Source organism: Aeromonas sp. R4-2, from assembly GCF_040908295.1.
GTDB lineage: Bacteria > Pseudomonadota > Gammaproteobacteria > Enterobacterales > Aeromonadaceae > Aeromonas > Aeromonas veronii.
The window spans coordinates 176058-197804 of the sequence record NZ_JBFODL010000004.1; the positions used below are offsets into that span (position 1 = coordinate 176058).

General features: G+C 60.0%; 24 protein-coding genes. 8 read left to right on the forward strand and 16 right to left on the reverse strand.

The features are described from left to right. Nucleotides 1–77 precede the first annotated feature (77 nt). Nucleotides 78–749, forward strand: coding sequence for an NAD(P)H-dependent oxidoreductase (locus tag AB5Y99_RS01120; RefSeq protein ID WP_323892579.1), 672 nt, complete (start codon nt 78–80; stop codon nt 747–749). 114 nt (nt 750–863) lie between these two features. Here the strand turns inward: AB5Y99_RS01120 and AB5Y99_RS01125 are convergent, their stop codons facing one another. From AB5Y99_RS01125 to AB5Y99_RS01160, 8 genes are all read right to left on the reverse strand, one after another. Beyond that, nucleotides 864–1472: a DoxX family protein gene (locus tag AB5Y99_RS01125; RefSeq protein WP_323892578.1), complete on the reverse strand. Its 609-nt coding sequence runs from the start codon at nt 1470–1472 to the stop codon at nt 864–866. 21 nt (nt 1473–1493) lie between these two features. Beyond that, entirely contained in the window at nt 1494–2276 is a 783-nt protein-coding gene (locus AB5Y99_RS01130; protein WP_323892575.1) for a putative DNA-binding domain-containing protein, read from the reverse strand. Continuing rightward, nucleotides 2269–3126, reverse strand: a complete 858-nt coding sequence (locus tag AB5Y99_RS01135; protein ID WP_323892573.1) for a DUF692 domain-containing protein — start codon at nt 3124–3126, stop codon at nt 2269–2271. The genes AB5Y99_RS01130 and AB5Y99_RS01135 overlap by 8 nt, the downstream gene beginning before the upstream one ends. Then, nucleotides 3114–3443, reverse strand: coding sequence for a hypothetical protein (locus AB5Y99_RS01140; RefSeq protein ID WP_323892571.1), 330 nt, complete (start codon nt 3441–3443; stop codon nt 3114–3116). The genes AB5Y99_RS01135 and AB5Y99_RS01140 overlap by 13 nt, the downstream gene beginning before the upstream one ends. Further along, nucleotides 3436–4395: an MBL fold metallo-hydrolase gene (locus tag AB5Y99_RS01145; RefSeq protein WP_005337571.1), complete on the reverse strand. Its 960-nt coding sequence runs from the start codon at nt 4393–4395 to the stop codon at nt 3436–3438. The genes AB5Y99_RS01140 and AB5Y99_RS01145 overlap by 8 nt, the downstream gene beginning before the upstream one ends. A 129-nt stretch (nt 4396–4524) precedes the next feature. Beyond that, nucleotides 4525–4635, reverse strand: a complete 111-nt coding sequence (gene cydX / locus AB5Y99_RS01150; RefSeq protein WP_323892568.1) for a cytochrome bd-I oxidase subunit CydX — start codon at nt 4633–4635, stop codon at nt 4525–4527. 16 nt (nt 4636–4651) lie between these two features. Further along, nucleotides 4652–5791: a cytochrome d ubiquinol oxidase subunit II gene (gene cydB / locus AB5Y99_RS01155; protein WP_323892564.1), complete on the reverse strand. Its 1140-nt coding sequence runs from the start codon at nt 5789–5791 to the stop codon at nt 4652–4654. Continuing rightward, nucleotides 5791–7362, reverse strand: a complete 1572-nt coding sequence (locus AB5Y99_RS01160; RefSeq protein ID WP_323892561.1) for a cytochrome ubiquinol oxidase subunit I — start codon at nt 7360–7362, stop codon at nt 5791–5793. Before AB5Y99_RS01160 ends, cydB begins: the two co-directional genes overlap by 1 nt. Before the next feature lie 122 nt (nt 7363–7484). Here AB5Y99_RS01160 and AB5Y99_RS01165 point away from each other — a divergent pair, with 122 nt between their 5' ends. Continuing rightward, nucleotides 7485–8900 (forward strand): PLP-dependent aminotransferase family protein, encoded by a 1416-nt coding sequence (locus AB5Y99_RS01165; RefSeq protein ID WP_323892559.1) that lies wholly within the window; start codon nt 7485–7487, stop codon nt 8898–8900. Nucleotides 8901–8993: 93 nt separating this feature from the next. Here the strand turns inward: AB5Y99_RS01165 and AB5Y99_RS01170 are convergent, their stop codons facing one another. Together AB5Y99_RS01170 and AB5Y99_RS01175 are read right to left on the reverse strand one after the other, a co-directional pair. Further along, nucleotides 8994–9452, reverse strand: a complete 459-nt coding sequence (locus AB5Y99_RS01170; RefSeq protein ID WP_323892557.1) for a GNAT family N-acetyltransferase — start codon at nt 9450–9452, stop codon at nt 8994–8996. A 154-nt stretch (nt 9453–9606) separates the two neighbouring features. Beyond that, on the reverse strand, nt 9607–10245 hold the full coding sequence (locus AB5Y99_RS01175; RefSeq protein WP_115544535.1) for a tellurite resistance TerB family protein: 639 nt from the start codon (nt 10243–10245) through the stop codon (nt 9607–9609). 138 nt (nt 10246–10383) lie between these two features. On the opposite strand from AB5Y99_RS01175, the gene AB5Y99_RS01180 reads away from it, so the two are divergent. After that, complete coding sequence (locus tag AB5Y99_RS01180) at nt 10384–10851, forward strand: acyl-CoA thioesterase (protein WP_005337580.1); 468 nt, start codon at nt 10384–10386, stop codon at nt 10849–10851. A gap of 95 nt (nt 10852–10946) precedes the next feature. Beyond that, nucleotides 10947–11102: a pleiotropic regulatory protein RsmS gene (gene rsmS / locus AB5Y99_RS01185; RefSeq protein WP_005359642.1), complete on the forward strand. Its 156-nt coding sequence runs from the start codon at nt 10947–10949 to the stop codon at nt 11100–11102. Nucleotides 11103–11175: 73 nt separating this feature from the next. Here the strand turns inward: rsmS and AB5Y99_RS01190 are convergent, their stop codons facing one another. Then, on the reverse strand, nt 11176–12018 hold the full coding sequence (locus AB5Y99_RS01190) for a LysR family transcriptional regulator (RefSeq protein WP_368208449.1): 843 nt from the start codon (nt 12016–12018) through the stop codon (nt 11176–11178). A gap of 175 nt (nt 12019–12193) precedes the next feature. Between AB5Y99_RS01190 and AB5Y99_RS01195 the strand changes: the two genes are divergently transcribed. Beyond that, nucleotides 12194–13456 (forward strand): MFS transporter, encoded by a 1263-nt coding sequence (locus tag AB5Y99_RS01195; protein ID WP_368208450.1) that lies wholly within the window; start codon nt 12194–12196, stop codon nt 13454–13456. Nucleotides 13457–13523: 67 nt separating this feature from the next. Here AB5Y99_RS01195 and rluF read toward each other — a convergent pair whose 3' ends face one another. Both rluF and AB5Y99_RS01205 read right to left on the reverse strand, forming a co-directional pair. After that, nucleotides 13524–14555 (reverse strand): 23S rRNA pseudouridine(2604) synthase RluF, encoded by a 1032-nt coding sequence (gene rluF, locus AB5Y99_RS01200; RefSeq protein WP_279464710.1) that lies wholly within the window; start codon nt 14553–14555, stop codon nt 13524–13526. Continuing rightward, the gene (locus tag AB5Y99_RS01205) at nt 14545–14667 is read right to left on the reverse strand and encodes a hypothetical protein (RefSeq protein WP_005359634.1); all 123 of its coding nucleotides are present in this window, start codon (nt 14665–14667) and stop codon (nt 14545–14547) included. The genes rluF and AB5Y99_RS01205 overlap by 11 nt, the downstream gene beginning before the upstream one ends. A gap of 345 nt (nt 14668–15012) precedes the next feature. Here AB5Y99_RS01205 and AB5Y99_RS01210 point away from each other — a divergent pair, with 345 nt between their 5' ends. Then, nucleotides 15013–16593, forward strand: a complete 1581-nt coding sequence (locus AB5Y99_RS01210; RefSeq protein WP_368208452.1) for an alpha/beta hydrolase — start codon at nt 15013–15015, stop codon at nt 16591–16593. Nucleotides 16594–16716: 123 nt separating this feature from the next. Here the strand turns inward: AB5Y99_RS01210 and AB5Y99_RS01215 are convergent, their stop codons facing one another. The 3 genes from AB5Y99_RS01215 to AB5Y99_RS01225 form a co-directional block, all read right to left on the reverse strand. Then, nucleotides 16717–17085: a VOC family protein gene (locus AB5Y99_RS01215; RefSeq protein ID WP_368208454.1), complete on the reverse strand. Its 369-nt coding sequence runs from the start codon at nt 17083–17085 to the stop codon at nt 16717–16719. A gap of 163 nt (nt 17086–17248) precedes the next feature. Then, on the reverse strand, nt 17249–17716 hold the full coding sequence (locus tag AB5Y99_RS01220; protein WP_368208455.1) for a hypothetical protein: 468 nt from the start codon (nt 17714–17716) through the stop codon (nt 17249–17251). A gap of 153 nt (nt 17717–17869) precedes the next feature. Further along, the gene (locus AB5Y99_RS01225) at nt 17870–18364 is read right to left on the reverse strand and encodes a very short patch repair endonuclease (RefSeq protein WP_368208457.1); all 495 of its coding nucleotides are present in this window, start codon (nt 18362–18364) and stop codon (nt 17870–17872) included. A 111-nt stretch (nt 18365–18475) separates the two neighbouring features. On the opposite strand from AB5Y99_RS01225, the gene dcm reads away from it, so the two are divergent. Together dcm and AB5Y99_RS01235 are read left to right on the forward strand one after the other, a co-directional pair. Beyond that, complete coding sequence (gene dcm / locus AB5Y99_RS01230; RefSeq protein ID WP_201998049.1) at nt 18476–19699, forward strand: DNA (cytosine-5-)-methyltransferase; 1224 nt, start codon at nt 18476–18478, stop codon at nt 19697–19699. Then, a complete protein-coding gene (locus AB5Y99_RS01235; RefSeq protein ID WP_368208458.1) occupies nt 19696–21741 on the forward strand; it encodes an McrB family protein in 2046 nt (681 codons plus the stop codon). Before dcm ends, AB5Y99_RS01235 begins: the two co-directional genes overlap by 4 nt. Nucleotides 21742–21747 lie beyond the last annotated feature (6 nt).

Below are 21747 nucleotides of genomic sequence, written 5' to 3' on the forward strand. Positions count from 1 at the left end.
CCAACCCGTCAACTGTTTCAGCAACTTTTTCAGCAACCAAGCCTGTCACCCTCGCATCATTTGCCACGGAGTCTGTTATGAAGGTGCTTATTGTCTATGCCCATCCCGAACCAAAAAGCTTCAACGGTGCCCTCTTCTGCCACGCCATCAGGGCGCTGGAGCAGGCGGGTCACACAGTGATGACCAGCGATCTCTATGCCATGGGCTTTGATCCTGTCTCGGATCGGCGCAACTTCACCGCCGCCAGCGATCCCGATTTTCTCAAGCTGCAACTCGAAGAGCTGGCTGCCACCGAGCAGGGCAGCTTTGCCCCGCAGTTGGAGCAGGAGATGCAAAAGCTGGAGGCGGCCGATCTGCTGATCTTCCAGTTCCCGCTCTGGTGGTTTGGCCTGCCCGCCATCCTCAAGGGGTGGGTGGATCGGGTCTTTGCCATGGGGCGAGTCTACGGTCAGGGCCATATCTACGAGAGCGGCAAGTTTCGCGGCAAGCGGGCGCTGCTGAGCCTCACCACCGGCGGCCCTGCAGAAACCTATCAGCCCGACGGCTTCAACGGCGATATCGACGGGGTGCTGCGCCCCATCCAGCGCGGGATCTTGCAATTTGTCGGCTTTGACGTGCTACGCCCCCATATCAGCTATGCCCCGGTGCGGGTCTCGCAAGAAGAGCGGGAAGCCTGGCTCGCCCAGTGGGCCGAGCGCCTTGGCCAGATTGAGCAGGAGTCCCCTATCGCGGTCGGCCGCTACCAGTAGCGGCTGACGCAGCTGACACTCTCCCCCCAAAAGCACAAAAACAGCGAGCGGCCCCCGGCCGCTCGCTGTTTTTCACGCTCTGTCGTTATGGTTTTTGTTATCCGTGGGCAAGCCTTATGCCGCCTGTTGCACGCCTGCTTTGCCGGTCACGGCACGCTTGAGCCAGTAGTCGAGGCTGACGTAACGACCCCCGCCGTAAACCAGCAGCACCAGCAGCATCACGAAGTAGGTAGCGGCAAACTCCATCCCGTTGTTGAGCATCACGGGATCCCCGAGCTCAGTGATGTAGTTGTAGCGACCGGGGAAATTCGCCGCCAGCCACTCGATAAAACCGTTGAGGCGCACAGTAGCCTCCATGCTGCCGGTGGCGATGGCATCCCAGCCGTGCTTCCAGTGCACCATGGCGCTCGCCACGCTCATCAGGAAGATGGTGGGAATGGCCATGATACGGGTGAAGAGGCCAAGGGCGATGCAGATGCAGCCCAGTACCTCGGTACCTGCCGCCAGAAAGGCGAGCAGGGTCGGGAACGGCAGGTTGAGCCCCCCTTCCGAGACTGGCGCACCAAACCAGGCGACCGTGCCGGCAAAGCCCATCACCTTGGAGTGGGCCCCCACATAGATGACCGGAATGAGATAGAGGCGAATGGCCAGCAGGGCCAGAAAATCGAGCCGCTTGCACTGGGCCACCGCCCGCTTGTACCACTGGATCAGAGTGTTGTTCATGGGAATTCTCCTTGGTGTTTGCTAAATGAGGGCCGAAGTCAGGGCACAGGGGCCGCCGGGCTGGCGCTCGCCAACGGGCAAGGTCAGCAGACCCAGCCGGTAAAAATGGCGTGCCCACTCGATCAGATCAAAGTCGCGGCGAACCTGTTGTACCTGTTGTTGGAACGCGGCTTGGGTGATCCCCGGCTGCTGTTGCAGCAACTGGATCAGCGCCACGTCCCATTCGCGCAAACGCTGGGTCACCACCTGATGCTCCGGGCTGCGAAACAGGCCATAGAAGTGGTTGCCCTGCCGGGTCGGCACCACGCCGCTGCGACGAATGGCAAAGGGGAGCTCCAGCAGTTGCAGGGTGGGATTGAGCGTAAACGAACTCTCCGCCGTTACCTCCTCCCCCGGCAACACTTGCGGCACCACCCCTTCATCAATCTCGACACAGAGGCAGGCCCACTCGTACTCCAGCAGCGCCAGCCGCTGCCTAGGCCAGTTGAGAGAGCCTTCACTGTGGCGATGCTGCACATAGCGGACAAACTCGGTGGCGATATGGTGAAACTCGGGAGCCTCGGCGCCGTGCGCGATAACAAAGCCCTCCACCAGTTGCCACCTGTCCACCGGTGCCCAGTGAGCGTGGGTGAGCGGAAAAGCGCTCTCCAGCACCAACTCCACATTGGCGCGCACGCTGCGGGCATAGTGGCTGGCGATGCCATCCTGCGGCAGCCGCACCCGGCTCGCCAGCCAGGCGGTCTGCTGCTGCATCCGCTGCGGCGCCGTTTTGGACGATGTGATCAGAGATAACCGTCTATCCATAGCGCACCTCCTGCACCTGATGGTCGATCGCCTCGCAACAGGCGCCGTGCACCCGCGCCAGCTCGGCCTCCAGCTCTGCCAGCGGTGGCAGATGGTGATCCCGCTCCAGCAGCAGGGGGCGCAGGCCATGGGTCTGCACCGTATAACGGGCCAGCGCCACCACCTCTTCGCAAACCGGTTTTCCGTGGGTATCCAGCAGAGTGCCGTCCGCCTCTTCCAGATGACCAGCGATATGGAAGTAACGGATCGCATTGCTCGGCAGCCCGGCAATCATCCGCTTGGGGCAGTAACCGTGGTTGCGGCTGTTCACAAAAACGTTGTTGATATCGAGCAGCAGCTCGCAGCCGCTGCGCGCCACCAGCTCGGCGAGAAAATCCTCCTCCGGCATCTCGTAGTCATAGCCGTGGTAGTAGGAGATATTTTCCAGCACCAGCGGGCGGGCCAGCGCCTCCTGCACCTGCGCGATCCGCTCGGCCAGATAGGGAATGTTCTCCCACTGGCGCGGCACCGGCAGCAGTTCGTAGAGATAACCCTGCTGGTCGCGGGAAAAGCTCAGGTGCTCGCTATAGATCCCGATGCCGAACTCGTCCAGAAAGGTGCGGATCTGGCTGAGCAGGGTGCGATTGAGGGGCTGGCAATCGCCGAGGGAGAGGCTGAGGCCGTGGGCCACCAGCGGGTAACGCTCGGCCAGCTGATGCAGCTGCGCCCGCTTGGCGCCGCCTATAGCCATCCAGTTCTCCGGCGCCAGCTCGAGAAAATCGATGCCGGGGCGGACGGGGCCGGAGCAGAGCGCATCCAGATGCTCTTGGCGCAGTCCGATTCCCCGACTGCGGGAGCTTATTGGCCGCATACCCCCTCCGTCATCTTGCTGCCCTTGCGGGAGCTGTCGCCATCAATCCCCTCGCCCGCCACGCCGCACTTGCCATCGCGGGCGCGCACCAGCCGACCCTGCGGATCACTGTCGAGGGCTTGCTTTTCAAAGCGCTTCTCGGTACCGCACTTGCCCGCCGCACACTTGCCGCCGTGCTGTTCGCTGGGGGCGGCCTTGACCGGCGCATCGCTCGGGGTGGCCGCCAGCGCAAGTCCCGGGGTCAGGGCAATCAGGCTGGTCATGGCGATGGAGAGGGTCAGTTTGCCGGTGGTTTTGTTGCTGCTTGAGTTACTCATGGGCGGACTCCTTGACTGCTGAAACGGGGTAACTGGAGAGATCGCGGGCGGCCACGATCTGGCCGTGGAACTGCTGCTTGACGATGGCCATCGCCTCTTTCTTGTGATTGAGGCCGACTCCCATCCAGTGGTTGAGCACCAGCAGCTTGGGGTTCACCTCGGCGGCAATCTTGGCCACCACAGATGGCTTGGCGTGAAGCGAGGCGGAGACCGGGTCGGCCCCTTCGTGGATGGCGAGCGGCATCACCAGAATGTCGGCCCCCTTGGCAAACGGCACAAAGGCCGGGTTGCTGCCGTTCTGATCCGCCGAGATAACGATGGTCCCCTCGGCGCTCTCAATGCGATAGGCCAAACAGGGCACGTCACCGTGAGGGATGCCGAGTGCGGTGATGGTCAGCCCATCCTGCTGATAGACGGTGTGAGGCTGCGGGCTCTGGTAGGGCACATCGTGCAAGGTGATGGGGAAGAGGCCATCGGTGCCATCCTTGAAGCCGCTCAGGTAGGCATAAGCGCCCTTGTCTTTGTTGAAGAGGGCATCGAAGTAGCCGCTCATGCTGGGAAAGGCCGAACCGGCTTGCGGCCCCGCCAGATCCAGCGGATCGCTGCGTTCGAAGAAGTAGGCCCCCTTGAGCAGGGCAGGCAGGTCAGTCACATGGTCGGTGTGGAAGTGGGTGATGCCGATAAAATCGACCTCTTCGAGCTTGGCCCCCGCTTGGCCGAAGCGCAGGTAGACGCCGCCACCGGCATCGATCAGGATGCGGGATTTCCCCTTCCACCAGATCACCTCGCTGGAGGAGGCGCGCAGATCGTCGGAGATGGGGCCACCACTGCCGAGCACCTGCAGGGTGAAGGTTTTATCCAGTGGTGTCAGTTGTACCGGCTCGGCACAGGCCGGGGCGACGGTGAGCGCGCAGCCGATGGCCAGCGCCACCGCTTTCAATCTCTGTTTCATCACAATTACCTGTCGGTTGGTTGTCGGTTGAAAGTGTGTCGTGTGTGTCGTTTAAAGAGGGGGAGAGAGGGGCCGATGGCGACGTGTGAACGCCAACCACCGGCCGTGGCGGGGCGCGAGCCCCCGCCGTCAGTTGCCGTCCCGTTCGTCCGCCTGCCAGCGCGCTTCCAGCCAGAGCAGGTTGCACAGGCCCAGCTGCAGGGCGAATCCGAGGCCCAAAATCCAGGTGAAGTACCACATAGCAGATCCCTTGAGGTCAGTAGAGTTGATGGCTGTCGCGCTTGATGCGGGCACGGTCGAGCTTGCCGCGCACCACCCGATAGACCCAGCCGGTGTAGCCCAGGTTGACCGGCATCAGCACCAGCACGAGGCCGAACATGATGGCCAGGGTCTTGTAGCTGGAGGTGCTGTCCCACAGGGTCAGGCTGCTGACCGCATCGAGGGATGAGGGCAGCACGAAGGGGAACAGGGCGATGGCCACCGAGCAGAGCATGGCGGCGCAGGCAATGGCGCTGGCCAGCAGCGCAATCCGGCCCCGCTCCAGCCAGGAGGCAATCCCGCTCACCAGCGGCGCCAGCGTCCCGATGATCGGCACCAGCCACAACAGCGGATAGTCAAAATAGTTGCGCAGCCAGCCTCCGGCGTGGGGGATCACCCCCTTCATCAGCGGGCTGATGGCAGCATTCGGGTCAAAGGGTTGTGTGCCCACACCTGTCAGCTGAAACCCTTGCAGATCCACCAGATGCCAGCCGGCCAGCAGGTAGCAGAGGCTCACCAGCGGGGCCAGCAGGATGGCGATCCCCCGTGCGCGCAGCGCAGGGGTGCCGGTCACCTTGGCTTGCAGAAAACCGGCGCCGTGCAGCAGCAACAGACTGATGGCAGTGGCCAGCACCGAGAGCAACCAGCCCCAGTGGAAGTCGAAGGCGCCGTAGTGCAGACGCAGCGCCGTGTCGAAGCGAAACGGCAGCCCTTCCATCACCAGACCGATAGCCGCACCGAGGATGAGCGCCGGTATCAGGCCACCGGCCACCAGCGCCCGATCCCACCAGCGGCGCCACAGCGGATCGGCCAGCTTGCTGCGATAGTCAAAACCGACCGGACGCAAAAATAGCCCGAGCAGCAGCACCACCATGGGGATGTACAGCCCCGAGAAGGCGGCGGCATAGACCAGCGGCCAGGCGGCAAACAGGGCGCCGGCACCGGCAATCAGCCACACCTGATTGCCCTCCCACACCGGCCCCACGCTGTTGATCACCAGACGGCGGTCGTCGTCATCTTTCGACACCACCGGCAGCAGCATGGCGATGCCGAGATCGAAGCCATCCATCACGATAAAACCAACCATCATGAAGAGCACCAGCGCCCACCAGATGAGTTTCAGGGTTGCGTAATCCATCAGGCGATCCTCGCAAGTTCGGGTTGTTCACCGCTGTAGCGGCCGGTATGGAGAATGGCGGGCCCCTTGCGGATCACATGGCGCAGCAGGAAGAGCTCCACCACCAGCAGCAGGGTGTAGATGGAACAGATGGCGATGAGGCTGAACCAGAGTTGGCCCGGCTGAAGCAAAGAGACCGAGGCCGACACCGGCAGCACATCGCTGATGGTCCAGGGTTGACGGCCGAGTTCGGCCACCAGCCAGCCCGCCTCGATGGCAATCCAGGGCAGCGGAATGCTCCAGAGCAGGGTCTTGAGCAGCCGTGGCGAGTCTTGCAGCCGGTTGCGGCAGAGCTGGACAAAGCTCATCACCATCAGCCCCAGCATGGTGACGCCAAGCCCCACCATCACCCGAAAGCCCCAGAAGAGCGGTGCCACCGGCGGGATAGAGTCATCGACCGCCTTGGCAATCTCCGCCTCCCCCGCCTTGGCGATATTGCTGGCATAGGGGGTGAGCAGCATGCCGTAGCCGAGATCCTTGCCGTGCTGCTCGAAGCGGGCGCGGTTGGCCGGGGTGTCATCGCCCTGCCGGATCTGCTCGAGGGCCTCGGCCGCCACCATGCCGCTGCGAATGCGCGCCTCGTTTTGCACCTTGATATCCTTGAGGCCGGTCACCGCCTCGTCGATGGAACGGGTAGCGATGATCCCCATCAGATACGGGATCTTGATGGCTGCGTGGGTGGTCTCGGCAGTCTGATCCGGGAAGCCGAACAGGGTAAAGGAAGCTGGCGCTGGCTCGGTCTCCCACTCCGCCTCGATGGCGGCGAGTTTGACCTTCTGCACCTCGCCGGTGCGATAGCCCGACTCATCCCCGAGCACAATGACCGAGAGAATGGCCGCCAGCCCGAAGCCGGAGGCGATGGCGAAGGAGCGCAGGGCAAACTGCACCTCGGTCTTGCGCAGCAGATACCAGCTGCTCACCCCCATCACAAACATGGAGGCCGCCACATAGCCCGCCGCAACGGTGTGAACAAACTTCACCTGCGCCACCGGGTTAAAGAGCACGGCGGCGATATCCACCAGCTCCATGCGCTGGGTCAGCAGGTTGAACTCGGCCCCTACCGGGTTTTGCATCCAGCCGTTGCCGATCAGGATCCAGAGCGCGGAGAGGTTGGAGCCGAGCGCCACCAGCATGGTCACCAGCAAGTGCTTGCCGCGGGAGAGCTTGTCCCAACCGAAGAAGAAGAGCCCCACCAGGGTCGATTCGAGGAAGAAGGCCATCAGCCCCTCGATGGCCAGCGGAGTACCGAAGATGTCCCCCACATAGTGGGAGTAGTAAGCCCAGTTGGTGCCGAACTGAAACTCCATGGTGATCCCCGTGGTGACCCCCATGACGAAGTTGATGCCAAACAGTTTGCCCCAGAAGCGGGTGATGTCCTGATAGATCACCTTGCCGGTCATCACATAGGCCGACTCGGCGATCACCAGGATCCAGGACAGCCCCAGCGTGAGGGGCACAAACAGGAAGTGGAACAGGGCCGTGGCGCCAAATTGCAGGCGAGACAGGCTGACCACGTCATCCGGATTGATCATGCGTCACTCTCTTTTGTTGTATTTGCCTTGCACGTTTCGTGCATGACAAGTACATCACGGAGCATGACACCTATAACAGATGCAGTTATATTGAATTACACCTATAACAGTTGATCCAGATCATGTCCCTTTACCAGCAGTTGGCCGACCGCCTGCAAAGCCAGATCGACGATGGTATCTGGCAACCGGGGGAGCGCATCCCCTCCATTCGCCAGAGCTGCAAGACCCACGGGCTCAGCCCCATGACGGTGCTGCAGGCCTATCAACTGCTCGAAAGTCAGGGGCGGATCCTCGCCCGCCCCCAGTCCGGTTACTACGTCAAAGCCGCTTCGCCGCAGGTCGTGCAGCACACCCCGAGCCAGACCCACTACAGTGGCTCGGTGGATATCAACGATCTGGTGTTCGAGGTGTTGCAGGCGAGCAAATCGCGGGAGCTGGTGCCCCTTGGCATGTCGGTAGCCGACCCGACCCTGTTCCCCCATCCCCAGCTCGGGCGGGCGCTGGCCAGCTGCATGCGCAAGCTCGATCCCTTCAGCACGGTGGCCGACCTGCCCCCCGGCAACGAAGCGCTGCGCCGCGCCATCGCCCAGCGCTACGCCAGCGACGGGGTGGCGGTCAATCCGCAGGAGATCATCATCACCACAGGCGCCATGGAGGCACTCTCCCTCAGCCTGCAGGTGCTGACCGAGCCCGGTGACTGGGTGGTGGTGGAGTCCCCCACCTTCTATGGCGCCCTGCAGGCCATCGAGCGGCTGAAACTCAAGGCGGTGGAGATCCCGGTTATTCCGGGGGTGGGTATCGATCTGGCGCTATTGGAAGACGCCCTCAGCCAAATGCCGGTCAAGGCGTGCTGGCTGATGGGCAATGTGCAGCACCCTCTGGGACACACCATGCCAGATAGTCACAAAGCGCAACTGATGGCACTGCTCAACAGCCACGGGGTGCCGCTGGTGGAGGATGACGTCTATGCCGAGGTCTACTTCGGCCGCGAGCGCCCCAAGCCGATCCGCCACTGGGATCAGCGTGGCGACAGCCTGCTCTGCAGCTCATTTTCCAAGTGTCTGGCGCCAGGCTTTCGGGTCGGCTGGGTGGTGGCGGGGCCCCATGCCGAGCGGGTGCAGCGGCTGCAGCTGATGTCCACCCTCTCCACCAATGTGCCGAGCCAACTGGCGCTGGCCGAGATGCTGCGCCAGGGCGGGGTCGATGCCCACTTTCGCCGCCTGCGCCACACCCTGGCCCAGCGCCAGCAGCAGATGCGGGCGGCCCTGCAGCGCTTGCTTCCGGACGAGGTGCGGATCTCCTCCCCCGATGGCGGCTACTTTCTCTGGCTGGCGCTGCCTGCCCATTTCGACAGCCGCGCCCTGCACGCCAAGGCTCTGGGCAGCGGTTTTTCAGTGGCCCCCGGCGCGCTCTTTTCCAGTCAGGGACAACACAACCACTGCCTGCGCCTCAACAGCTCCCATCCCTGGAGCGAACAGCTGGAGCAGGCCCTCACCCGGCTGGCGGCGCTGATTGCCGCACAGCTCGGTGAAAAGTAACGAGGCAAAGAGCCGCTGGCGAAACGAACAAAGGCCCGTAACGGGCCTTTGTAGTTGGGGAGTGACGCGGCGTTACTCGCCATAACAAACAGCTCATCTGGCCATGATCTGCGACTGCACCTTGAAGCCCTGCGCCTCGTAGAGGGCTTTGGCGCGCTCGTTGAAGGCCATCACCTCCAGCCGGATTTGCTGAGCATCACGGGCCTTGGCCCACTGGTCGCAATGGGCGATCAGTGCCTTGCCAATCCCGCGGGAGCGGTGCTGCTCATCCACCACCACCGAGCCGATGCGGCAGATAGGCAGCTTGCTGAGAAACGGCACAGAGTCATTGATATCGATCCGCGCAGTCAAAAATCCCACCACCATGCCATCCTGCTCGGCAACGCAGAATAGACGCCCTTCCGCGCCGATGGCGCCGAGCAAAAACTCCCGCTCCTCTGGCGAAGGGGGGCTGAACACTTCGGGATAGTGCTGATGGTGGATCTCTCCAATCTGCCGGTTCAGCTCGACAATGGCGTCGATATCCAGTTCGCTTGCCTTGCGTATCTCCAACGGTTGCTCCTTGCAAAAATGGTGATGGTTCTGCGCCATCTTAGGGGCTGTGCCCCGCAATCCAAATAGGCTTATCCGCATCTTTTGACGAGCAGCAGAAACAACAACGCCCCTTGAGCGGGGCGTTATCGGCAATCCATGGCGGTGAGGGGTATCAGGCGGGGGCGTTAAGCTGGGCCACCTGCCGCTCGATGCTTCCCTTGAGGTTGTCATCGAGTTTGAGGGCGCGCGCCAGTTCGTCGAGATAGCCTCGCTCCATAAAATGATCCACCTCGATGGCGAGCAGGGAGGCGAGATAGACCTCGGTGGCCAGCTCCATGTCGGTCACTTCCCGCGCCAGCGCGTGGGGATCGAGGGGGCGGGCCAGCTCGGCGTCAATCCAGCGGGCGACATCGCTCTGACCCTGTTCGGTCAGGTACTCCTGAATTTTCTGGCGCTCGGCGCCGTCGATATGGCCATCGGCCCGGGCCGCAGCCACCATGGCGCGCACTAAAAGCGCCGCGCGGGCATCCAGCGCATTGCCTTCCAGCCCGCTGATGGGATGAGTGGGCTGGGCGGGCGCCGCCTGCTGGGCCTGCCAATCCTGATAGAGCTTGTAGGCCAGCCCGCCAAGGGCTGCGGCGCCGCCCACGGCAGCGGCCTTACCGCCATATTTGCGCATCTTCTTGTTGCCCAGCAGCAGACCGAGCGCGCCACCGGCCAGCGCCCCCTGCATCTGCCCCTTGCGCTTGTCTCCGCCTTCGTTGAGCCAGCCTTTGCCAGCCCCCAGCAACTGTTCCAACATCTGTTTCATGGTGTCACTCCTGCGGCTATGTTCCCGTCGATAGAGCAAGATAGTGACCCCGCCCCCCTGAATCGGGGATGAACCCTTGACCGGGCCGGCCGATGGGGCAAAGCTCAGGGAAACCCTTCAGGCAATAAGGATGTAACTGTGCCCAATCGCGAACTGACCCTGCAATTTCTGGCCGAACCCTCCGACGTCAATTTCGGCGGCAAGGTACACGGCGGCATGGTGATGAAGTGGATCGATCAGGCGGGCTATGCCTGCGCCGCCGGCTGGTGCGGCGGCTATGCGGTGACCGTCTATGTGGGGGGGATCCGCTTTTTGCGCCCCATCCAGATTGGCCAGCTGGTGGAGGTGCACGCTCAGGTGATCCACACCGGCACCACCAGCATGCATCTGGCGGTGGATGTCTACAGCCGCCACCCCACCGAGACCGAACGCCACAAGACCACCCACTGCATCATCATCTTTGTGGCGATGGATGAGCAGGGCAAGCCGACCCCGGTGCCCCAGTGGCAACCGGTGAGCGAGAGCGATCTGCAGTTGCAGCAGTACGCCAAAAAGCTCATCGCCCTGCGCGAGGAGATCGACAAGGAGATGCGCCAGCACCTCTGACCTTGGTGATTCCCCTGCCCGATATAGCGGGCGCTTTCGGCCAACGGCGGCGCCCCTGTATAATCCCCCCTCTTCCCGCAACCGGAACCCTGCCCATGTCACTGGAAACTGCCCCGCCCGAGGTGAAACTCGCGGTGGATCTGATTGAACTGCTGGAGACCAACCAGCTAGCCCCCGAGCTGGTGCTGGCGGCGCTGGCCATCGTCAAAAATGACTACGAGCGCAAGCTGGCGGAGGGGAAGGATCACTGATCCCCCCGCACATTTTCCGCCTTATCTTTCCGGCTTCAGTTTTTCCCCACAGAATTTTTCCTCACATAGCCACTCACTGTGGCCCCATCACCTCGTCACAGAGGGCGATCAAGGCTGTGCTCAAGCGGGTGAGCGGTTCGCTCCCGCTTCCCTCAGCATGGAGGGCCAGCTCCACCGGCGCCACCTTGGGCCACTGGGTCAGGGCCAGCTGATCGGCGGGCATCAGCCGTTTGGGCAGCAAGCTCACGCCGATCCCCGCGCTCACCGCCCCCTGCAAACTGGCAAGGCTGGCGCTGACATAGGCGATGCGCCAACGCCGACCGAGGCCATCGAGCGCCTCGGTCATCTGCCGCCGATAGAGCCCTTCGCTCGGGAATACCACCAGCGGCAGCGGATCCCGTTCCCGTGCGGGCCAGTCGCGACTGTCGACCCACACCAGCGGCTCGCGCCAGCTGGCAAGGGGCGAACCCTGCCCCCGCGTCTGCTTGACCAACGCCAGATCCAGCTCCCCCGCCTCGAAGCGCTGCCAGATCTCGTGGCTCAGGCCACTTTGCACCTCCAACCGTACCTCGGGGTAGTCGCGGGCAAAGGCGGCCAGCACCGGGGTAATGGCCCCTGCAGCAAAATCCTCCGGCACCCCGAGGCTGAGGGACACGCTCCCCTCGCTCACCTGCTCCTCGGCCTGCGCCAGCAGCGCCAGAATGCGGCGGGCCAGCCCCAGCAATTTTTCTCCCTCCGCCGTTGCCACCACCTGCCGACCGGAGCGGTCCAGCAGCGGACAGCCGAGCTGCTGCTCAAGGCGGCGGATCTGCTGGCTGATGGTGGATTGGGTCAGATGGACCCGTTCACCGGCGCGGGTAAAGCTGCCGGTGTCGATAATGGCGACAAAACTGCGCAGTAACAGGGGATCCAGCATGGGGCACTCCATTTACAAAACCACTGAACTCCATTCTATCATTTAATTTCCAAATGACTTTCGAGCCCGCTAGGCTGCGCTTTTGTCTCCTTTGACGGTGATCTGCCATGTTCAGCCCCGATGACTCCGTGTCCCGAGTGCCCCCTGTCTCTCCCAGAACCGGAAACTGCACCCGATGAATCAACGAAATACGGATCAACCCGCAGGCCAGACTGCCCTGCTGGTGCTGGTGATCCTGATTGGCCTTAACCTGCGCCCCTTTCTCACCGCCATCGGCCCGCTGAGCGGCGAGATTGGCCGCGCCCTGTCGCTCGGGATGGATACCCTGGCTTGGCTCACCCTGCTGCCGCTGTGGCTCATCGGGGTCGGCGTGCTGCTCACCCCGCGCCTGCGCAGCCTTGCCAGTGCAACCACCCTGCTGGGGCTGGCCCTGCTGCTGCTCACGGCGGGCAGTGCCCTGCGTTTTGATGCCCAGAGCGGCGCCCTGTTGATCACCACCGCCGCGCTGTGCGGTCTGGGTTCGGCGCTGGTACAAGGGGTGCTGCCCGCCCTTATCAAGCAGCACTTTGCCCGCAAGGTGCCGCAAGTGATGGGGATCTTCTCCGCCTGCATGATGGGAGGCGGCGCGCTCGGCGCCAGCCTGACGCCACGGCTGGCAGCGAGCCTCGACTGGTCGCGGGCACTGGCGCTCTGGAGCCTGCCGCTGCTGCTGGCCCTCATCTGGCTTGGGTGGAAAGTGCGTCTGCCACGGGCCGCCGCGGTCGCTATTCCCCACGGCGAGCATCGGCTGATCACCCTGCCCCGCAGCTGGTTGCTGATCGTCTGCTTTGGCATCATCAACAGCGGCTACGGCATCGTAGTGGCCTGGCTGGCCCCCGCCTATATGGCGCAGGGGTGGAGCGCCGCGCTGGCTGGCGAGCTGGTCGCCTGGCTGGCACTGGCGCAGACGGCGAGCGGCCTTGGCTTGCCGCTACTGGCGGCGCGCAGTCTGGATCGACGACCCTGGATGGGCCTTGCCATCGCCATGCAGCTGGCGGGATTTGGCGGCCTCTGGCTGGCGCCCGCCAGTGCCCCGATTCTCTGGTGCATGCTGTGCGGCGCCGGTCTTGGCGGCAGCTTTTCGCTGATCATGGTGATTGCGCTCGATCACCTGCCCGACCCGCGCCGCGCCGGCACCCTGAGCGCCCTGATGCAGGGATTCGGTTTTATGCTGGCCGCCACAGGCCCCTGGGTCGCGGCGCGGCTCTATCACCTGTTCGGTGACTTTGCGGCCGCCTGGCAGTGGCAGCTTGGGGGCCTGCTGCTGATGAGCCTGCTGGTGCTGCGCCTCGACCCGCGTCACTACCCTCGTGTCATGGGGTTACCGACCGCCAGCGAGCCGCCACTTTCGGCACCTCTCTCGGCCAGCTCTGCGGCCCAAAGCAACACACCGGCCTGAGGCCGATGTGTTGGGGATAACAGTCTGGGGGTGACAAGACGAGGCTGACGCCGCTCAGGTGGGCAACTCAGCGCCCCTTCTTCTGCCGTCCGGTGTTAGCGGTGCGCGGCTTGCCAGCGGCCGGTTTGCCACCCTTGGGTGCCCCTTTGCCTGCACTGCCCTTGCCAGCGCCGCCCTTGTTGGCAGCACCTTTGCCCGCGCCGCCCTTGCCCACCGGCAGCTTCTTCTCGAAGGCTTCCGGGCCCGGCACATTGGGACGACCGCCAATCTCGTGATCGTCATCGCGGCGCGGCTTTTTGCCCTGCCCCGGTTTGGCGGTTTGCGCCGCAGGGGCCTTGGCCGCCTTGGGCTTGTCGCCTTTGGCCGGTTTCACCTCGGAGGAGGAGTCCTCAATCAGCTTGAACAGATCGATCAGCTCGTCGTCGGTGAGATCGCGCCACTCGCCTACCGGCAGCCCCTTGAGGCTGACGTTCATGATGCGAATGCGCTCCAGCTTGGTCACTTCAAAACCGAAGTACTCGCACATGCGACGGATCTGGCGGTTCAGTCCCTGCACTAGCGTGATGCGAAAGACAAACGGCGCCTCTTTCTTCACCTTGCACTTCTTGGTCACAGTACCGAGGATCGGCACCCCGGCCGCCATGCCGCGCACAAACTCGTCGGTCACCGGCTTGTCGACGGTCACCAGATACTCTTTCTCGTGATCGTTGCCCGCCCGCAGGATCTTGTTGACCAGATCGCCGTGGTTGGTGAGAAAGATCAACCCCTGGGAATCCTTGTCGAGCCGCCCGATGGGGAAGACCCGGGTGCTGTGGTTGACGAAATCGACGATGTTGTCCTTCTCGCCCGCCTCTGTGGTACTGACGATGCCCACCGGCTTGTTGAGGGCGATCAGCACCAGACTGTCCGCCTCGCGCGGCTCGATCACCTGACCATTGACCTTGACCAGATCGCCAACCTGCACCTGATCGCCAATCCCGGCCCGCTTGCCGTTGATAAAGACGTGGCCCTGCTCGATAAAGCGATCGGCCTCGCGGCGCGAGCAGATGCCGCTCTCGCTGATGTATTTGTTCAGGCGCATGGATTCGTTAGCCAGCATGGATCACCTGCCACAGGTTCTGGGCCGCGCCCGGTTGTGCCATCGCCTGTTCCGGCTGCGCCGGGGAGGCTGTCTGCTGCATCAGCCAATTCACTACGTCAAAGTTCTGCATACCATTCCATCTTCAAAAAAGGCCAATGCCAGCTTATCCATCAAAAAACGCCGCTACAGTAGCATAATTGCCCCCTTTCAGGGGCAGATAGTTGCAAGGTCGCAGCGCCCAAGCGGGCATCCGCGGACAAGTTCACGCCGCCAGATGGCCCGCGATGCAGCTTTCGAACGGCCAGCCTGATGCCAACGGCGGGATCCGGTGCCCACAGCCTGCGCGGCCAAACGCCATCAACTATACATATCACCTTGTTTCCATTAGGCTTTAAGCCGGTTGGCTGCGCCCAATGTGCTGCGCCAAACTCGCCCGCCCAGAGGCGGCCCCACCCCTATCGCCAAGGATTGCACCATGCTGGCTCACACTCGCCGCCTTGTTCGCCGTGCTCTGCTGACCCTGTTGCTGTTGTTGCTGACCGCATGGGCGGTGATCGCCTACTTCGCCTGGCAGGCAGCGCCGCTGCAGCTGTGGCACACAGTGGTGCCTCCCGAACTCAGTGCCGATGAGCTCGACAACAGCGACTGGCAAGCCTATCTGGCCCGCGAAGCAGAGCTGTTCGAGCTGGTGGCCACCGAGGTAGTCGCCAAAACACCGCCGGAGCAGCAACTGGCCAGCAATCGCTACTATCAGGACGCCCCCATCAATCCCGCCCGCTTTCAGCAGAACTGGAACCGCTCCTACCTGCTGCGCCCCGAGGGGGAAGTCAAAGGGGTAGCGGTGCTGCTGCACGGCCTGACCGACTCCCCCTACAGCCTGCGCCATCTGGCCAGACGCTATCAGCAGCAGGGTTTTATCGCGCTGGGGCTGAGGATCCCCGGCCACGGCACCGTGCCCGCTGGCCTCGTGGATGTGGATTGGGAGACCTGGCTGGCCGCCACCCGATTGGCGGTGCGGGAGGCCAGATTGCTGGCACCGGGCAAGCGGCCGCTGCATCTGGTGGGCTTTTCCAACGGCGGCGCGCTGGCGGTGAAATATGCGCTCGATGCACTGGCCGACCCGAGCGGCACGCTGGCAAAACCGGATCGGCTGGTGCTGATCTCCCCGATGATCGGGGTGACCCGCTTTGCCCGCTTCGCCGGGCTCAAGGCCGTGCCTGCCCTGCTGCCCGCCTTTGCCAACGCCGCCTGGCTCGACACCATGCCGGAGTTCAACCCGTTCAAGTACAATTCGTTTCCGGTCAACGGCGCGCGCCAGTCCTATCGCCTGACCCACGCCATCCAGCAGCAGGTACGCCAGCTGGCCGCCAGTGGCGAGCTGGCGGCGTTTCCCCCCGCCCTCACCTTCCAGTCGGTGATGGACTACACCGTCAGCACCCGCTCCATCATTGCCGATCTCTACCACTACCTGCCGGCCAACGGCAGCGAACTGGTGCTGTTTGATATCAACCGCAGCACCCTGTTTGGCCCGCTGATGAGCTCGGCCTCCGAACTGGCGCTGCACCGCTTGCTGCCAAACGCCCCCGGGCACTATCGCCTCACCGTGGTGGGCAATGTAGAGCCCGCCTCCCCCGCGACGCAGGCCAGAACGCTGGCCAGCGCCGACCAGCCTGAGCAAGTTCACCCGCTGGGTATCGATTATCCCAAGGAGATCTACTCCCTCTCCCACGTGGCGCTCCCCTTCCCGATGGACGACCCCCTCTATGGCATGGCGGCGCGCCCGGAGCAGCGGGAGCAATATGGCATCAATCTCGGCGGTCTGGCCCTGCGTGGCGAGCGCGGGGTGCTGATCGTCAACCCCGGCGCCCTCACCCGTACCTCCTCCAACCCCTTCTACCCCTATCTGCAGCAGCGGGTGATGGAGACCCTCACCGCCCCTCCCGTCGTCCGGCCTGCCGCCGTAATCCCTGCCAGCAGCGGTCAACCTGATGCGGCCTATCAGGCCGAGCTGGAGCAGTTTTTACAGGAGAGCGACGAGAGCGGTGCGCCTTTCTAGGGCGTCTCTGCCAGATCGGCCAAGCGGCCGACGGTGCTTGGCGCGATAACGATACGAGAAAGGGGCCGTCAATTGACGGCCCCTTTCTATTGATGATGCGATGGGGGTGATGGCTTGGTGGGCTCAGGGATAAATGCTCACTTCTATCAGATTCTGATCCGGGTCGAGGAAGTAGATTGATTCTATCGGCCCGCAGGCACCGCTTTTGGCCACCGGCCCCTCGACAATCTCCACCCCGTGGCAGGCAAGCTGGGCCATCACCTGCTCCAGCGGCCAGCGGGTGATAAGGCAGACATCTCCCGACCCCACCTGCGCACGGTTGCGCGGCTCCTGCCCCGGCAGTTGCAGATTGATCTTCTGGTTGCCAAACCCCACCGCCCGGCGCCCCGCACCGAAGGTAATGGCCTCCATATTGAGCACCGAACTGTAAAATTCCACGGCCCGTTCGATATCACTGACCGTCAATACCAGATGGTCGATATGGCTGATCATGGTTACCTCCTGGTGGTGATCTGGCTGATGTGACCGGCATATACCCGCAAGCATCCGACTGTCGTCGCCACGGCGGGCAACCCCATCTTACCCGGCAAGGGGAAGCCCATGTGTGCCGTGGCGCGCAAAGAGAGCGCAAATGATCTGGTCAAATAAATACGCTTTACCGCACCGCTGCGCACGCTTTCTCCCGCTGGGCCAGCAGGGCTTCATCGTCACTGTCCATTGCCGCCAGAATCGCCTGATTGCAGGCGCGCTCCGCCAGCTTAGCCGGACTCTGCTTGGCATCCCCAATCTCTGCAATCATCGGCCGATAACTGACGGCAGCCGAGCAGTACATGGTGCGAAATTTGGGCAGTTGCCAGCTGCTGTCATCCTGCCGGGTCAAGTCATCACACAGCTTGTGAAACAAGGCGGACGCCTTGACCGTGCACTGGCTAAAGCGCCGCACATCCTGCTGGTATGGACGACAAACGCTCGGCTGCTGGATCTGCCACAGCTGAAAAGAGAACGGAACCGACTCCCCCTCATACTGCACCGCCAACGTCTTGACCTCGGTGCCATAGATATCCGCAACCTGCTGCTGTACCAGATTGAGATAAGCCGAAAAAAGATAGGAAACCGGATCCATCACCACCTCCCTGTGGTTGTTACTGCCGCGTTCTCTTACCGAAAACCGGGGCGATTTTCAAACGAGTAACAGGCGACAACAGCTTACTGATTTGGCAACAAAAAATAATTACTTTTCACACGCGGTAGAAGCTGGGCCGAGAGTGCTATCCGGTCAGTTATATGGACGGGAATGATCCATGGCGATCTGCAGTTCACGGCCACCGGCAATCTCGCCATGACTGATGCCGCTGGTCAGCCACCAGCTGATAACCAGAAGCAGTCGTTCCGGCGCATGGCGCAGACGCCCTTTCAGGGCACACTCCCAGATGATCAGACGGCGGATACCCAGTTGGTCCAGCTCGGCCAGATGACGGGCATCACGCGCACGATTGCTGGCGATCTTGGCTTGCCAGAAGTCGGTTCTGCTCGATGGCAGCTTGAAGAGATGACAATCATGACCATGCCAGAAGCAGCCATTCACCTCGATCACCGCACGGTAGCGCGCCAGCCAGAGATCCGGCGTACCCGGCAAGGCGGTATTGTGCAGGCGATAGCGAAACCCGGCATGATGCAACATGGCGCGCACCCGCTTCTCGGGACGGGTATCCCGGTTACGAATACCGGCCATCATCTCGCTGCGCTTTTGGGGCTTCACGATATCTGTCACAATGTCGCCTCGCTTGTGATGTCGCATTAAATACTGTATAAAAAACCAGTTCAATCACTGACTATTGATGATTATGCCTACAAATGGCTAAGAAATAAGTGAGTTATCTCTGTGAAAACCTTCTTGAAAAAATATGAAGATGCATTAAGCGCCCTGGCACATGAACATACCCCCACAGGAAGTGACCCACGAGCATTAATTCATCAATGGCTGCACGCCATTGCATCTGACACTGAACTGGCATGCCAATCAGCAAAAATCAACAAAGAAATCATCATCTCGGAACTCACCAAGCATGATTTGATTGCGAGCCCATCCGAGCTGAAAAAAACTCTGCATTCTCTTGTGGTAAGTCCACCATCAGATAAAAACGTTTTTACTTTTATAGATTTGTTTGCTGGCATTGGTGGTTTTAGAACAGCCCTGCAAAGCCTGGGGGGAGTTTGTACATTTAGCAGTGAATGGGATAAATCTGCACAGCAAACATATCTCAATAATTATGGCGAACTGCCATTTGGTGATATCACAGCTTTCACAAATGATAATATTAGTGACAAGCAGTTGAATACACTGGTCCCTTCACATGATATTCTTGCTGCAGGTTTCCCCTGCCAACCGTTCAGTGGTGCAGGTGTATCAGCTAGAAATGCTGTCGGCAAAGAACATGGTTTCAAATGTGAAACTCAAGGCACTCTTTTCTTTGATGTGATGCGTATTGCATCAGTAAAAAAACCTAAAGTTCTCTTTCTGGAGAATGTTAGAAATATTACCAGACATGATAAAGGTCGAACCTTTGATGTAATCAAAAGGTCCGTAGAGGAAATCGGTTATACATTCAAATATGAACTAATCGATTCATCATCGCTAGTACCACAACGTAGAGTACGTTGCTACATGGTATGCACTCGCAATGATCTGAATATCGACTTCAAATTCCCTGAATTTGACGGTCAACCTCTACCACTCAGGTCTATTCTGGAGCCGACTCCAGACGCAAGATTCACTATTTCTGATGCTCTCTGGCAAGGACATATAAAAAGAACAGAGAGAAACCTTGATAGAGGAACAGGCTTTACAGCCTTTACAGCAAATCTGGATAAGCCATCAAACACACTGGTCGCAAGATATGGTAAAGATGGTAAAGAATGCCTAATTCCTCAGGAAGGTAAAAACCCAAGGCTATTGACACCCAGAGAATGTGCAAGATTACAGGGATATCCTGAAAATTTTGTTATTCCTACAGCAAAAACTCCAGCCTACAAGCAATTTGGTAATTCAGTCGCGGTACCCGTTATCAGGAAGATTGCTGAAAACATAGTAGAGGCCATCATATGAGCTTTGAGGATTTCTGCACAAAATCAATGCGTTATGATAAGCAAAGGGTTCAATGTCAAGAATCCTTTGTCATCAGTTTCAATAATGAGAAAGATGAATGCTTTACCATAAAACCTGAGACGCTGATTGCATTTCTTCAATTCATGTTGGAAAACTACAATCAGATTAAAAATGCTTGGGGCTCTGTCCCAAGCAAAAAAAATAGCTTAAATATATACGAAGAAAAATCATATCGCGCAATTTATGGAAAAGCTTCAGACATCGATGAGTTGAAAAGCATCAGTTCTATAGGTCGCAGCCAAACGAAAGCAATAACAAAAGTAATATCTAAATTCATAGCTTATCTATTAGATGAAGAGTACATCGGCGTTGAATCAAACACTTTTTTTGTTGACTCATATTTAAAGTCGGCATTAGAAAAAGTCGCATCGGGATTCAAAGAATATGAAAATAAAAAATCGCCCTCTTCTTCTACCCCTCAACTAAAAGTGCTTTTCGAAAACTGGCTTGCGAAACAAAACCTTAGCACTAGCACTATAAAAAAATACTCGGAGCAGAGTATTACTAAAGCTGATGAAGTAGTGTCATCTATTGATGAATCACTCCCCAGATTTTATTCTGTTTCAGATGTTGGCATTTGTGAAAAACTAATAAACACCTTACTTAAAAGCGATGTTTGGAAAGATTTAAACACTGCGGGAAATGGGATGTACTCCTCGGGAGTGAAAAAATACGAATTATTTCTCAATCAGTATTTCATAAATAAACCCATCTCCTGTCATAAACCATTTTTACTTTTTGCCGGTATATCTGGCACAGGAAAAACCCGTTTTATTCGTGAGCAAGTCAAGGACTATCCAGGCCAGAAAAATTACTGCCTGGTACCTGTACGACCAGACTGGCACGAACCCTCTGATCTGCTGGGCTATATCTCCAGGATCAGTGGTAAAAAGGAGTATGTATCAACGCCGGTGCTGCATTTTATTACCCAAGCCTGGATTCATATTTACGAGCGTATTGGCGAAGTCAGAGCCGATGGCAAGATTGGTCTGAGCCAGGAACAACTGGACCATATTCCCCCCTTCTGGCTCTGCCTCGACGAGATGAATCTGGCTCCGGTTGAACAATATTTCGCCGACTATCTCTCGGTACTGGAGACCCGCCACTGGTATACCTCACCCGAACTGACTGCATTTAACGACAAAGAAGGGGTGGACTACGGCTATGTCTACCAGTGCGATCCCCTGCTCAAAGCAGATACGCTTAGCCAGCAACTGGATGAGAACGCGCGTACCGAACTGGCGGAAAAACTGGGACTGGACCTGAATATTGCCCTACATCAGCAGATCTGGGCCAGCTTCTGCCAGCACGGTATCGCTATCCCCTTCAATCTGATGGTGGCCGGTACCGTCAATATGGACGAGACCACCCACGGCTTTTCCCGCAAGGTGATCGACAGGGCCCTCACCTTCGACTTTAACGAGTTTTTCCCCAACGATTTCGATGCCTACTTTGCACCGGCATTGCAGCCAAAACGGCTGGGTTACCCGACCTGGTCAGACGGGCGTGCCATTACTGACATCCCCGAGCTGGAGAAACACAGTAAAGAGAGCGTCACGTTCCTGAAGGCAGTCAACGAGGTGCTGCAACAGAGCCCGTTCGAACTGGCCTATCGCGCCCTGAACGAGCTGATGCTGGCCCTGCTGGCCCATCACCCCGCCAATACCGCAGAACGGGTCGCCATCTGGGATGACTTTATGATGTGCAAGGTATTGCCGCGCATTGAGGGGGATAGCGACAAGTTGCGCAGCCATCAGACGGCTGATAGCGACCTGCTGACAGACCTGGAAAAAGTGCTGGCAGAACAATTTGGTAGTCACTGGGATAACACACGCCCTGACCTGTTTAACTGCAAGGTGGCTGCCGCCGGTGAAGATTCCGCCCCCGCAGAACCGCCGCACGTCCCCTGCCGCAGCAAGAAGAAACTGGCCTGGATGAAAGAGCGGCTGACACGGCAGTGCTTTACCAGCTTCTGGCCGTAAGGGGGT